The organism is Xanthomonas sp. CFBP 8443 (assembly GCF_025666195.1).
Taxonomy (GTDB): domain Bacteria; phylum Pseudomonadota; class Gammaproteobacteria; order Xanthomonadales; family Xanthomonadaceae; genus Xanthomonas_A.
The window spans coordinates 3,663,111-3,675,339 of sequence record NZ_CP102592.1 but is presented as its reverse complement, the minus strand read 5'-3'; the positions used below and the strand labels follow the sequence as shown (position 1 = coordinate 3,675,339).

11 protein-coding genes and 1 pseudogene are annotated in these 12,229 nt (G+C 68.7%); 10 read left to right on the top strand and 2 right to left on the bottom strand.

Annotation, left to right across the window (positions count from 1 at the left end):
• Positions 1 to 8: 8 nt before the first annotated feature.
• The 9 genes from nudE (at position 9) to gcvH (ending at position 6,722) form a co-directional block, all read left to right on the top strand.
• Positions 9 to 563 carry an ADP compounds hydrolase NudE gene (gene nudE / locus NUG20_RS15435; protein WP_263395321.1) on the top strand — a complete coding sequence of 185 codons (555 nt, stop codon included), beginning with the start codon at positions 9 to 11 and terminating at the stop codon, positions 561 to 563.
• Complete coding sequence (cysQ, locus tag NUG20_RS15430; RefSeq protein ID WP_263395320.1) at positions 560 to 1,360, top strand: 3'(2'),5'-bisphosphate nucleotidase CysQ; 801 nt, start codon at positions 560 to 562, stop codon at positions 1,358 to 1,360. Before nudE ends, cysQ begins: the two co-directional genes overlap by 4 nt.
• Positions 1,361 to 1,641: 281 nt before the next feature.
• Entirely contained in the window at positions 1,642 to 2,421 is a 780-nt protein-coding gene (gene mazG / locus NUG20_RS15425) for a nucleoside triphosphate pyrophosphohydrolase (RefSeq protein ID WP_263398500.1), read from the top strand.
• Positions 2,418 to 2,741 (top strand): YnfA family protein, encoded by a 324-nt coding sequence (locus tag NUG20_RS15420; protein ID WP_263395319.1) that lies wholly within the window; start codon positions 2,418 to 2,420, stop codon positions 2,739 to 2,741. Before mazG ends, NUG20_RS15420 begins: the two co-directional genes overlap by 4 nt.
• A gap of 245 nt (positions 2,742 to 2,986) precedes the next feature.
• On the top strand, positions 2,987 to 3,289 hold the full coding sequence (locus tag NUG20_RS15415; protein ID WP_263395318.1) for an Mpo1-like protein: 303 nt from the start codon (positions 2,987 to 2,989) through the stop codon (positions 3,287 to 3,289).
• Between the two features lie 65 nt (positions 3,290 to 3,354).
• Positions 3,355 to 4,323, top strand: coding sequence for an SPFH domain-containing protein (locus NUG20_RS15410; RefSeq protein ID WP_263395317.1), 969 nt, complete (start codon positions 3,355 to 3,357; stop codon positions 4,321 to 4,323).
• 3 nt (positions 4,324 to 4,326) lie between these two features.
• A complete protein-coding gene (locus NUG20_RS15405; RefSeq protein ID WP_263395316.1) occupies positions 4,327 to 4,758 on the top strand; it encodes an NfeD family protein in 432 nt (143 codons plus the stop codon).
• 362 nt (positions 4,759 to 5,120) lie between these two features.
• Positions 5,121 to 6,227, top strand: coding sequence for a glycine cleavage system aminomethyltransferase GcvT (gcvT, locus tag NUG20_RS15400; RefSeq protein WP_263395315.1), 1,107 nt, complete (start codon positions 5,121 to 5,123; stop codon positions 6,225 to 6,227).
• A gap of 99 nt (positions 6,228 to 6,326) precedes the next feature.
• Positions 6,327 to 6,722, top strand: coding sequence for a glycine cleavage system protein GcvH (gene gcvH / locus NUG20_RS15395; RefSeq protein WP_263395314.1), 396 nt, complete (start codon positions 6,327 to 6,329; stop codon positions 6,720 to 6,722).
• 1,265 nt (positions 6,723 to 7,987) lie between these two features.
• Here the strand turns inward: gcvH and NUG20_RS21865 are convergent.
• Both NUG20_RS21865 and NUG20_RS15385 read right to left on the bottom strand, forming a co-directional pair.
• Positions 7,988 to 8,395 (bottom strand): annotated as a pseudogene (locus tag NUG20_RS21865) (hypothetical protein); the annotation flags it as partial.
• A 1,249-nt stretch (positions 8,396 to 9,644) separates the two neighbouring features.
• Positions 9,645 to 11,033 (bottom strand): serine hydrolase domain-containing protein, encoded by a 1,389-nt coding sequence (locus tag NUG20_RS15385; RefSeq protein WP_263395312.1) that lies wholly within the window; start codon positions 11,031 to 11,033, stop codon positions 9,645 to 9,647.
• A 280-nt stretch (positions 11,034 to 11,313) separates the two neighbouring features.
• Between NUG20_RS15385 and NUG20_RS15380 the strand changes: the two genes are divergently transcribed.
• The gene (locus tag NUG20_RS15380; RefSeq protein WP_263395311.1) at positions 11,314 to 12,210 is read left to right on the top strand and encodes a DMT family transporter; all 897 of its coding nucleotides are present in this window, start codon (positions 11,314 to 11,316) and stop codon (positions 12,208 to 12,210) included.
• Positions 12,211 to 12,229 lie beyond the last annotated feature (19 nt).

Below are 12,229 nucleotides of genomic sequence, written 5' to 3'. Positions count from 1 at the left end.
GCGGCAGCGTGAGCCGTCCGTTGCCGATCATCCATGCGCTGCGCGAGCGCAGCGAGTCCGCCGCCGAGCGCAAGGTCGAGGAACTGGACCTGGAGTTCAGCAACGGCGAACGGCGCGTGTTCCACCGGCTCAAATCCCCCGGCCACGGCGCGGTGGTGGTGGTGCCGATGCTGGACGCGCAGACCGTGCTGCTGGTGCGCGAGTACGCCGCCGGCGTGCACCGCTACGAGCTGGGCCTGGTCAAAGGCCGTATCGATGCAGGCGAGACGCCGCTGCAGGCGGCCGACCGCGAACTCAAGGAAGAGGCCGGCTACGGCGCCCGGCAGCTGCAGGTGCTGCGCGCGATGACCCTGGCGCCGACCTACATGAGCCACCAATCGTGGCTGGTGCTGGCGCAAGACCTCTATCCCGAAAAACTGGCCGGCGACGAGCCGGAGGAACTTGAAGTGGTGCCTTGGAAACTGGCTGAGCTGGATCAACTGATGTTGCGTGAGGATTTTTCCGAAGGGCGTTCGCTGGCGGCGCTGTTCATCGCCCGCGAGTGGTTGGGTCGCGCCGGATGATCCGCATCACCGCAGACCTGCGCGAAACCGTCATCGCCATCGCCATCGACGCCGCCGCGGCGATCATGGCCGTCTACGCCACCGGCTTCGAGGTCGAGCACAAGGCCGACGCCAGCCCGCTGACCCAGGCCGACCTGGCCGCGCACCGGATCATCGTCGAAGGCCTGGAGCGGCTGACCCCGGACCTGCCGGTGCTGTCCGAGGAGTCGGCGCACATTCCGTGGGAGGTGCGCGAGCACTGGACCAGCTACTGGCTGGTGGACCCGCTCGACGGCACCCGCGAATTCGTCAAGCGCAACGGCGAGTTCAGCGTCAACATCGCGCTGATCCACCAGGGCGCACCGGTGTTCGGCGTGGTCCAGGCGCCGGTCGACGGCCGCGTCTGGCACGCGGTGCGCGGCGAGCAGGCGTACCGCCGCGAAGGCTTCCGCGACACCGCCCTGGCCACGCGGCGCCCGGCCAGCGCGCCGCTGCGGGTGGCCGCCAGCCGCTCGCACCGCGATCCGCGCACCGATGCGTTGCTGCTGCGCATGGGCGAGATCGAGACGGTCGCGCAGGGCTCGTCGCTGAAGTTCTGCCGCATCGCCGACGGCGAGCTGGACGTGTACCCGCGCTTCGGCCCGACCTCCGAATGGGACACCGCGGCCGGCCAGTGCGTGCTGCAGTCCGCCGGCGGCGCGCTGCTCGCCGCCGCCACCGGCAAGCCGTTCCGCTACAACCGCCGCGAATCGCTGCTCAACGGCGACTTCATGGCGCTGGGCGATCCGGCGCTGCCGTGGCGCAACTGGCTGGGCTGAGCGGGCGCTGCCGCCGCAGGCGGTCGCGGTACGGACGTCGCCGCTGCGGCTGGCGCGCGGCGACGCGCGCCAGCGGCCGGCAAACGCCATGACGAAGATGCGCGGACAACGGCGCCGGGCCTCGCGTGCGGCGAACGCCGCGCGCCGCCAGGTGCCGTGCCGCGTGGCGCCCGCCGCGCCGGCCGCTCTGCCAAACTAACCGCCTGGCGGCGCCGTGGCCGTCGCATTGGAACGACCCTGTGACCGCAGCCCGCTACGACCTTCCCGCCCTGCTCGAGATCATGGCGCGCCTGCGCGACCGCGAGCACGGCTGCCCCTGGGACCTGGAGCAGGATTTTGCCAGCATCGCCGCGTACACGATCGAAGAAGCGTACGAGGTGGCCGACGCGATTGACCGCAACGACCTGGGCGAACTGAAGGACGAACTCGGCGACCTGCTGCTGCAGGTGGTGTTCCATGCGCAGATGGCGCGCGAGCAGGGCGCCTTCGGCTTCGACGACGTGGTCGCGGCGATCTGCGACAAGATGGTGCGCCGGCATCCGCACGTGTTTGGCGACAGCCAGGTCGCCGACGCCGAGCAGCAGACGCTGAACTGGGAACAGATCAAGCGCGACGAGCGCGCCGCGGCCGGCAAGACCGACGGTTCGGCGCTGGCCGGGATCGCGCGCGGCCTGCCGGAATGGCAGCGTGCGGTGAAGCTGCAGGCGCGCGCGGCGCGGGTCGGCTTCGACTGGCCTGGCCCCGACCCGGTGCTGGACAAGCTGCAGGAAGAACTGGAAGAGGTACGCGTGGAGTTCGCGCGCGGCGCGGTGCAGGACAACCAGGCGCGGCTGCAGGACGAGATCGGCGACCTGCTGTTCGTCTGCGCCAATCTGGCGCGCCACGCGCAGGTCGATGTCGGTGCTGCGCTGCGCCATGCCAACCAGAAGTTCGAACGCCGCTTCCGCGCGATGGAACGGCTGGCGCAGCACGACGGCGGCGCGCTGGACGGGCTGTCGCTGGAGCAGCAGGAAGCGTACTGGCAACGCGCCAAGCGCCAGGAACGCGACGCGGCGCAGTGAAGACGCTGCTGCTGTTCGTGCTGACCGCGCTGGCCGAGATCGTCGGCTGCTATCTGCCGTACCTGTGGCTGCGCGAGCAGCGCAGCGCGTGGCTGTTGCTGCCGGCGGCCGCCAGCCTGGCCGCATTCGTCTGGCTGCTGAGCGTGCATCCGCAAGCCAGCGGCCGCGTCTATGCCGCCTACGGCGGCGTCTACATCGCGGTGGCGCTGCTGTGGCTGTGGGCGGTGGAATCGATCCGGCCCACGCGCTGGGACCTGCTCGGCGCCGGCCTGTGCCTGCTCGGCATGGCGGTGATCATGTTCGCGCCGCGGCAGGGCTGACGCACGTGCGGCGCGCGGGATCGGCGCCTGCCGTGCGCCGCGATCTTCGGCGCGATGGCGGTGGGCTGTGGCGAGGCGGCGCTCCGTATTCGCAGGCGCGCTCGACGCTGCTGCGTGCGTGACCGCACTGGGGGGGGGCGCTGCCGGCGGTGGCCGGCTACGCCGGGCGCCGATACTCTCTTCTTTAATGTAGGCGCCAGCGCGGCGTATGCTGGCTGCCTGCGTTGCCTCGGGAGGGCCACCGCATGCGGCGTTTCGCCAGCTTCCGCGAGTTCTATCCGTTCTATTTGAGCGAGCACCGGCATCCGCTGTCGCGCCGCCTGCATTTCGTCGGCAGCGCCGCGGTCCTGCTGGCGGTGCTCTTGGCGATCTGCACCGGGCGGCCGCGTTGGCTGTGGGCCGCGCCGCTGTGCGGCTACGGCTGCGCCTGGATCGGGCATTTCTTCTTCGAGAAGAACCGCCCGGCCACCTTCCGCCACCCGCTGTACTCGTTCGCCGGCGACTGGGTCATGTTCAAGGACATGCTGCTCGGGCGCATCCGCTGGTAGCCGGTGCGTCCTGGGCGCTCGCTATACTCGCCGGATAGACCCTTTCGGTTACATGGAGCAAATCGATGCCGTCCACCTATTTCCTCGCGCTGGTGATCCTGGTCGCGGGCGTGATCGTGCTGTTCAAGACCGTGCGCATGGTGCCGCAGGGTTTCCAGTGGACGGTGGAGCGCTTCGGCCGCTACACCCATACCTTGTCGCCGGGCCTGCACTTCCTGATCCCGGTGGTCTACGGCGTGGGCCGCAAGGTCAACATGATGGAGCAGGTGCTGGACGTGCCCAGCCAGGACGTGATCACCAAGGACAACGCGGTGGTGCGCGTGGACGGGGTGGTGTTCTTCCAGGTGCTGGACGCGGCCAAGGCCGCCTATGAAGTGTCGAACCTGGAGATCGCGACCATCGCGCTGGTGCAGACCAACATCCGCACCGTGATCGGCTCGATGGACCTGGACGAATCGCTGAGCCAGCGCGAGACCATCAACGCGCAGCTGCTCAGCGTGGTCGACCATGCGACCAACCCGTGGGGGATCAAGGTCACCCGCATCGAGATCCGCGACATCCAGCCGCCGCGCGACCTGATCGATTCGATGGCGCGGCAGATGAAGGCCGAGCGCGAGAAGCGCGCGCAGATCCTCGAAGCGGAGGGTTCGCGGCAGTCGGAGATCCTGCGCGCCGAGGGCGAGAAGCAGGCGGCGGTGCTGGAGGCCGAAGGCCGCAAGGAGGCCGCGTTCCGCGACGCCGAGGCGCGCGAGCGCCTGGCCGAGGCCGAAGCGCGCGCCACCACGATGGTGTCCAAGGCGATCGCCGAGGGCGACGTGCAGGCGATCAACTACTTCATCGCGCAGAAGTACGTGGAGGCGTTCAAGGAACTGGCCACCGCGCCGAACCAGAAGTTCGTGCTGATGCCGATGGAGTCCAGCGGCATCATCGGCTCGATCGCCGGCATCGGCGAACTGGCGCGCGAGGCGCTGAGCAAGCAGCAGTCCGCGCCGCCGGCGGTGCCGCGCGGCATGCCGCCGCGCAGCGGAGTCTGAGCCATGCGCGCGGAGGTGGTGGCGTGGGGCGCGCTGACCTTGCTGCTGTTCGCGGCCGAGGCGCTGGCGCCGGGCGCGTTCATGCTGTGGATGGGCTTCGCCGCCGCGGCGGTGTTCGTCGCCGTGCTGGTCCTGCCGGATGTCTCGCTGCTGCTGCAGATCGGCGCGTTCGTGGTGCTCAGCTTCGTCTCGATCCAGGTGTACCGCACCTGGTTCCGCGGCCGCGACCGGGCCAGCGACCGGCCGTTGCTCAACCGCCGCGCCGAGCAACTGATCGGCCGCGTGGTGACCCTGGATCAGCCGATCCAGGCCGGCCGCGGCCGCGCCAAGGTCGACGACGCGTTCTGGGTGGTCGGCGGCCCCGACCTGCCGGCCGGCAGCGCGGTACGCATCGTCGGGGTGGATGGGATGACGTTGTTGGTGCAGGCGGAGTGAGGCTCGGGACTCGGGACTCGGGACTCGGGATTTTCGCAAGTTCGCCGCATTTGCGCGTTTCTGTAGGAGGGGCTTCAGCCCCGACGCGTTACCGGTAAGGCGTCGGGGCTGAAGCCCCTCCTACAGAAAAGCGGCTGCGCCAGAGTTGCAAAAAAGGGGGCGCTTTTTTCTAAGAGAAAGCGGCCTTTTTGCATCAAATCGCTTGACAGCGATTTACCCTCGGACAGCATCCTGCCGTCCCGAGTCCCGAGTCCCGAGTCCCGAGTCCCGAGTCCCGAGTCCCGAGTCCCGAGTCCCGAGTCCCATTCCTTATCCCCCGCACGGCCGGCGATAATGGGCGACTTTACTCACGGACCCGCGCCATGACCCAGAAGACCATCCTCAACGACAGCCATCGCGCCCTCGGCGCCAAGATGGTCGACTTCGGCGGCTGGGACATGCCGATCCACTACGGCTCGCAGATCGACGAACACCACCAGGTGCGCAGCGACGCGGGCATGTTCGACGTCAGCCACATGACCGTGGTCGACCTGCACGGCAGCCAGGTACGCGGCTTCCTGCGCCACCTGCTGGCCAACTCGGTGGACAAGCTGAAGCAGCCGGGCAAGGCGTTGTACACCTGCATGCTCAACCCGCAGGGCGGGGTGATCGACGACCTGATCGTCTATTACATGTCCGACACGTTCTTCCGCCTGGTGGTCAACGCCGCCACCCGGGTCAAGGACCTGGCCTGGATCGGCGAGCAGGCGCAGGCGTTTGGCGTGGAGGTGCGCGAGCGCGAGGACTTCGCGATGATCGCGGTGCAGGGTCCCAACGCGCGCGCCAAGGTGATCGGCCTGCTGCGCGAGGACGATCGCGCCGCGGTGCAGAAGCTGGGCCGCTTCGCCGCGTTCGAGGCGACCTCGGCCGACAGCGTGGCGCTGTTCGTCGCGCGCACCGGCTACACCGGCGAGGACGGCTTCGAGATCGTGCTGCCGCAGCAGCAGGCCGTGGCGTTCTGGGACGCGCTGCTGCAGGCGGGGGTCAAGCCGGCCGGCCTGGGCGCGCGCGACACGCTGCGCCTGGAGGCCGGCATGAACCTGTATGGGCAGGACATGGACGAGACCGTGTCGCCGTACGAAGCGGCGCTGGCCTGGACCGTGACGCTGGACGAGGGTCGCGTGTTCATCGGCCGCGACGTGCTCGAAGCGCACAAGGCCAACGGTGCGCCGCGGCAGATGATCGGCCTGGTGATGGACGACAAGGGCGTGTTGCGCCACGGCCAGAAGGTGCTCACCGCGCAGGGCGAGGGCGAGATCCTGTCCGGCACGTTCTCGCCGACGCTGGGCAAGGCGATCGCGTTCGCGCGCGTGCCGGCCGGTGCGCCGGGCGAGGTGCGGGTGGACATCCGCGGCAAGGAGGTGCCGGTGCGCGTGGTCAAGTTCCCGTTCGTGCGCGAAGGCCAGGTCCAGCCCGGCATTCTCGGCTGAGCCGCCGGTCGCCGCGATGCGCCCGCGACGTCGTTGCGGGGCATCCGGTTCGCTACACTAGCCACCCATCCCCGACATCGTCTTTTCCGGAGCAGCCCCATGAGCGAGATCCCTGGCGACCTCAAATTCCTCAAGTCCCATGAATGGGCGCGCGTCGAAGGCAACGGTCGCGTCACCATCGGCATTTCCGACCATGCCCAGGGCCTGCTCGGCGACCTGGTCTACGTCGAGCTGCCCAACGTCGGCGACGACGTCGTCGCCGGCAACGGCGTGGCCGTGGTCGAGTCGGTCAAGGCCGCATCGGACGTGTACAGCCCGCTCACCGGCAAGGTGGTCGAGGTCAACGCCGCGCTCAGCGACAAGCCGGAGACGATCAACGAGGACGCCTACGGCGAAGGCTGGATCTTCGTGCTGGAGATCGCCGACCAGGAGCAGTTGAACGAGCTGCTGACCCCCGACGACTACGCCGAACTGCTCGAGGAAGACGGCCACTGAGCCGAGCCCCCTCGTCGCGACAGCCGAACCGGCCGCCTTGTGCGGCCGGTTTTCGTTTGGGGCGGCGGAACGGGGCGGTGGCGTATCACGGAGCGGGCGATGCTCTCGACGGCTGGCGGATCGGCGCGTCGCGAACGACGCACGCGGCGCACAGTGGAAGGCCGACTTGGCGCAGGCGACCGCAGGCGCGACGCGCGCTTCGCTGCGTCCGCCGCCGTCGCCACCGGTCGAGGCGATGCCGCGGGACGACGCGGCGAGACGAGCGGATGTCGCGTCGGATTTTTGGCGGTGATGCGCGCCGCAGCGCATCGCACTCGGGAGGCGCGCGCAGAGCATCTCCGGACGACGATCGCATCCGGTGCAGTCCGAGCAGTCGGCAGAGATGCCGCGTTCGTCTGATCGGAACGTGTTCGCCGCGGCGACGCGCATGCGGCATGCAGCGGTGCCGACGCTGCGACGGCGCGCTCGGCAGCGGACGCGATGGCGCGATGGAACACGACGCGCCGGCCGCGTGCGCGTGACGCGATGGTGAGGAACGCAGCGCGGCGAGCGGACGTCGCAGCGGCATCGCGCGCCGCCGCGATGCGCTGCGTGGCGACGCACGCAACGCGCCGACAAGCGCCGAACAGCGCGAAAAAGTTTGCGCAGTTTTGCGCATTTGCTCTTGTGCGATGCCGGAACGGCGCATGCCGCGAAAAGTTTTTTTCAGCTTGCGGACAGGCTCGCGCGCTCGCGCTTCGCTGCCGCCCACGCTCGGCATGGCCGCGCGCCAAACTGCCGCTCGCGTTGGCCTGTTGCAAAAAAGCACGGGAATTACCGCTGTTTTTGTTTGCGCCGAAGATTCGCTGCGGGTTTGGCGGCTGCGGTTGTCGAGGTCGGAGGGCTGCCGATCGCGGCGATCGGCATGGTCGCGGCACGCGACGCCTGAAAAAAAATTGCGTAGAACTGTTGACAGTAAAAAAAAGCGTGATTAGGTTTCGCCCAGCAGACGTTGCTGCGAAAGCGAGTGAATCGGATCGACATCAAACCGCGAAGCACAACTTGGACATCCGCCAGGAACCCGATGATGGTGGATCAGGTGTCGCTTCCCTCCGAGAAACGCAACGTCTCCCCCGGCACGGCACCCGTATCGAGTTTCGGTACGGGTGTTTCTGTATCCGACCCGGCCCGCACTACGCGCCGGCGGATCCTGCAGGCGGACCATCGCCGCGGGTTTGCTTTAACTGGGCGTTTTCAATCCATAGTTCACTGACGAGGAGCCATCCCATGGCCACGAAAAAAGCTGCGAAAAAGAAGCCGGCCGCTAAGAAAGCGGTCAAGAAGACTGCCGCCAAGAAGCCGGCAGCGAAGAAGATCTCGGTAAAGAAGGCGGTCAAGAAGGCTGCCAAGAAAGTCGCCAAGAAGGTCGCCAAGGTGAAGAAGGCCGTCAAGAAGGCCACCACCAAGAAGACCACCGCCAAGAAGGCGGTAAAGAAGACCGCGAAGAAGGCAGCGACCAAGAAGACCGCCGCCAAGAAGACCGCGAAGAAGGCTACCGCGAAGAAGGCGGTAAAGAAGACCGCGAAGAAGGCCACGGCGAAGAAGGCGGTCAAGAAGTCGGCTGCCAAGAAGCCGGCCGCGAAGAAGGCTGTCGCCAAGAAGGCCGTCGCGAAGAAGAAGCCGGCTGCCCGCAAGAAGAAGACCGCTCCGGTCGCACTGCCGGCAACGCCCGCGCCGCTGATCTGATCTGATACATCCCGATAGCCGTACCTAAGCTCTCTCCCCGGTGCCCAGCGGGGAGGGAGCTTTTTTATGGGCGACCGGTTGCCGTCGCCGCGGCGAGCTGCTTGCCAGGACGTCGATGTGCCGCTGACGTGTCATCCGCCTACCTGCCACCGACGCGTTGCCTGCACCGTGGCCAGTCCCGAGCTGACGCTGTTGGCCGCCGTCGCATTCCGTCGCCGCCTGATGCGTGCCCGAACTGCACCGAATTCGGACTTCTTTCCCCGGCAGTGACGATGCCGCGCGTCCGCCAAGCGGCTGCTTCGCTGTCGCAGGCGAGGTTCGCCGGTTCGTTCGGCTTCTCCTTGGTTTGCGCAATGGCATTCCGACAGTGCTGCCATGCCGGCGCTGCAGCCTTGGCGTTTTAGACCAGCCGCGCCATGTTCCATGCGCCGCTTGCCGCGCTCGATGCGCTCGATGCGCGGAGCGTGCGAGCGTGGAAAAGCCGGCGCTGGCGTACAGGCAAAACCATCGCGGCAGAGTCGACCTGCTGCCTTGCCTGACTGACTGATCTCCATTCGTGGCGACCTGGGTCGGAATTGAACCGGCGTCCCCGGATTTGCAGTCCGCTGCATAACCACTCTGCCACCTCGCCCGTCGGGACCAGCACCCCTTTTCGGGGAACGGTGGCGCGAAGCTCCGGATGAGGAGGCGTGCGTAGCGCGGGTTATGCAGCGAGGCGATGTGCATCGCCAGGCGCACTCGCTGACGGGAGGCTTCACCCCGATCCTCACAGCAACCTCTTGCCGCGAGGCTTCGCCCGGACCCTCACCCCAACCCCTCTCCCGGCGGGAGAGGGGCTTATCCGCTTGAGGGGACATCTGCTCCGCTTGAGGGGACATCTGCGCGAGTGTCCGCAGCGGCGGTGGTGGCGACACACGATGGCCGACGCAGTCAAGGCGTTTCAGCCGACGGCTTCAAACGCTTCCGGGTGGCCGAGCCTGTGCCGCGCGCTGCTCCTCTGTAGGAGCGGCTTCAGCCGCGACCGTATCCCAGCGGTTTCATCAAGGCCCGATCAGGCGAAGTCGCCGGCTTGCGTCGCCATCGGATCTCGTCGCGGTGAAGCCGCTCCTGCCGTGCATCTCCCGCGAAGGCAGCGCGCAGACAGCAGAAAGGCGGCTCGCGCCGCCTTCCACCGAATCCATCAGGAGACCGTCTGCGTCAGTGCGGCGAGGCGACCGACTTGGACGCGGACGCGCCCTTCTTGTCCTTCGGATCCGGGCGCTCGGCCATCATGTTGTCGCTGCCGAAGTCGGTATCCACGTCCAGCCAGCGCTGCGTCGGCAGGCCGATCGCGCGGTCGAGGATGGTCGGCAGCAGGCCGGAAGGCAGGCCGCTCTCGCCGTTCCACAGGATCGCCACGCCCAGGTCGCGTTCCGGCACCAGCGCGACCAGGCCGCGATAGCCCTGCACGGCGCCGGCATGGAACACCACCTGGTGGCCCGAGTAATCGAACACGCGCCAGCCCAGCGCGTAGCTGGCCGAGTTGACCCGCTCGCGGCGCCAGCCCGAGCGCATCTCGCCGGGGGTGAGGATCAGCGGCGCGTGCAGCGTCGCCAGCAGCGGCGCAGGCAGCACGTCCGGACGATGCCCGGTCTGCGCGATCAGCCACTGCGCCATGTCGCTGATGCTGGCGTTGACGCCGGCGGCCGGGGCCAGCCGGTAGTAGGTGGGCTTGGGCATCAGCGACACCCAGCCGTTGCGGCTGCGCACGTGCGGGCGCGCCCAGCGCGGGCTGGCCTGGATGCCGGCCAGGCCCATGCTGGCGTCGTTCATGCCCAGCGGCTTGAAGATGCGGCGCTCCACCGACTGCTCGTAGAAGCTGCCGGAGGCGGCGAACACCACGTCGCCGATCAGGCTGAAGGCGACGTTCTGGTAGGCGTAGCACTCGCCCGGCGCGCACTTGAGCGGGGCGTAGGCGAGCTTGTGGCTGAGCGTGTAGTAGTCGGCGTTGGATTCGACGTCGCGGTCGTAGGCGTTGTAGGTCAGGCCGACGCGATGGCTGAGCAGGTCGGCCACGTTCAACTGGCGGGTGGCGACCGGATCGCTGAGCTGGAAGCCGGGCACGTAGTCGGTGACCTTGCTGTCCCAGCGCAGGGTGCCGTCGTTGACCAGCAGGCCGGCCATGGTGCCGGCGAAGGCCTTGGACAGCGAGGCCAGGCGGAACACGGTGTGCGCATCGACCGGCTCGGGGCGGTTGACGTCGGTGACGCCGTAGCCGCGCGCGCTGACCACCTGGCCGTTGTGCACGATCGCCACCGCCAGGCCGGGCACGCGCTCGCCGTAGGTGAGCTGCTCGGCCATCGCTTCCAGGCTGGCGACATCGAAGTCCGTGGCCAGCGGCATCACCTTGCTGTCCGGCAGCGAGGCGCGGTACGGCAGCGGCTGGGTCGGCGAGGTGTAGCGCGTGGCTTCGGTGTAGATCGGCGGCGGCAGCGGCTGCGACGGCGCCGGCGTCTGCGCGGTGGAGGACATCGCAAAGGGCAGCAATGCCCCGAGCAACCCGGTTGCCACCGGTCGAAGGAGCCGGTGCCTGCTGTTCTGTTTCATCGCGCGTGTGGCCTGTGAGGTACTGCCGAAACCGATTCTAGCGCCGCTTTTCGCCATTGCACAAACCGGGAGAAGATGAATGGGCATCGTCTTGATCCTGCTGGTGATTTTGCCGGGCCGACACGGCCGGCAGTGCGCCGTCCGCAGCGGCTGCCGCGACGGCGTAACGTATGCCTGGAAACGCATGCAACCGATGTGCCGAAGCCGCTGCGACCGCCCGCGGGCCTGGCTGAACCGTTGCCCACAGTGACGTCGCCGCGCGGCTGCGGGATCATGCCGCATGCCCGATCCCGACCTTCCCCCGATCCCCACCGCGCGTGCGGCGCCCGCCGCCGCGACCTGGCTGGGCCTGGCCTTCGTGCTGGTCTGGTGTACCGGCTACATCGCCGGCAAGCAGGTGGTGGCGCATGCCGCGCCGTTCACCGCGCTGCTGTGGCGCTTCGGCCTCACCGCGGTGTGCTTCGCGCTGGCCGCCGGCCCCACGCGCTTGCGGGCGCTGCCGCGGCAGGAGCTGGCACGCAGCGCGGTGGCCGGGGTGTTGATGCTGGCCTTGCAGTTCGGCGGGGTGTACGCGGCGTTCGCGCTGGGCACCGGCTCGGGCGTGGCCGCGCTGGTGATCGGGGCGATGCCGTTGCTGGTGGCCTGGGCCAGCCCGTGGTGGGGCGGCCAGCGGCTGCGCGCCGCGCAGTGGCTGGGCATGGCGCTGGGCTTCGCCGGCGTCACCACGGTCGCCGCCGACCGCATCGACGGCGCCACCCCGTGGGGCGGCTGGCTGGCGTTGCTGGTGGGCCTGTTCGGCATCGCGGCCGGCACCCTGTACCAGAAGCGGCATGCCGCGCAGCTCGACCTGCGCGTCGGGCTGGCGGTGCAGAACGCGGCCGCGACGCTGGTGCTGCTGCCGCTGGCGGCGTGGGAAGGCTTCCGCTTCCAGGCCAGCGACGGCTTCGTCGCGGCGATGGCATGGCTGGTGCTGGTCAATTCGATCGGCGGCTTCGCGCTGCTGTTCCTGCTGCTGCGGCGCGGTGCGGCCACGCAGGTGGCGAGCCTGTTCTTCCTGATGCCGCCGGTGACCGCGGTGTTCGGCCATGTGCTGCTCGGCGAGCACCTGACCGCGCTGAAGCTGTGCGGCTTCGCGCTGGCGGCGCTGGGCGTGTGGCTGGCCGGGCGCGCGCGCTGAAACGCGGCCGGCGGCAGCG

Excerpts from the sequence above, each read along its gene's own strand:
- cysQ (WP_263395320.1), top strand. The coding sequence starts at position 560 with ATGATCCGCATCACCGCAGACCTGCGCGAAACCGTCATCGCCATCGCC.
- mazG (WP_263398500.1), top strand. The coding sequence starts at position 1,642 with ATGGCGCGCCTGCGCGACCGCGAGCACGGCTGCCCCTGGGACCTGGAG.
- NUG20_RS15415 (WP_263395318.1), top strand. The coding sequence starts at position 2,987 with ATGCGGCGTTTCGCCAGCTTCCGCGAGTTCTATCCGTTCTATTTGAGC.
- NUG20_RS15410 (WP_263395317.1), top strand. The coding sequence starts at position 3,355 with ATGCCGTCCACCTATTTCCTCGCGCTGGTGATCCTGGTCGCGGGCGTG.
- NUG20_RS15405 (WP_263395316.1), top strand. The coding sequence starts at position 4,327 with ATGCGCGCGGAGGTGGTGGCGTGGGGCGCGCTGACCTTGCTGCTGTTC.
- gcvT (WP_263395315.1), top strand. The coding sequence starts at position 5,121 with ATGACCCAGAAGACCATCCTCAACGACAGCCATCGCGCCCTCGGCGCC.
- gcvH (WP_263395314.1), top strand. The coding sequence starts at position 6,327 with ATGAGCGAGATCCCTGGCGACCTCAAATTCCTCAAGTCCCATGAATGG.
- NUG20_RS15385 (WP_263395312.1), bottom strand. The coding sequence starts at position 11,033 with ATGAAACAGAACAGCAGGCACCGGCTCCTTCGACCGGTGGCAACCGGG.
- NUG20_RS15380 (WP_263395311.1), top strand. The coding sequence starts at position 11,314 with ATGCCCGATCCCGACCTTCCCCCGATCCCCACCGCGCGTGCGGCGCCC.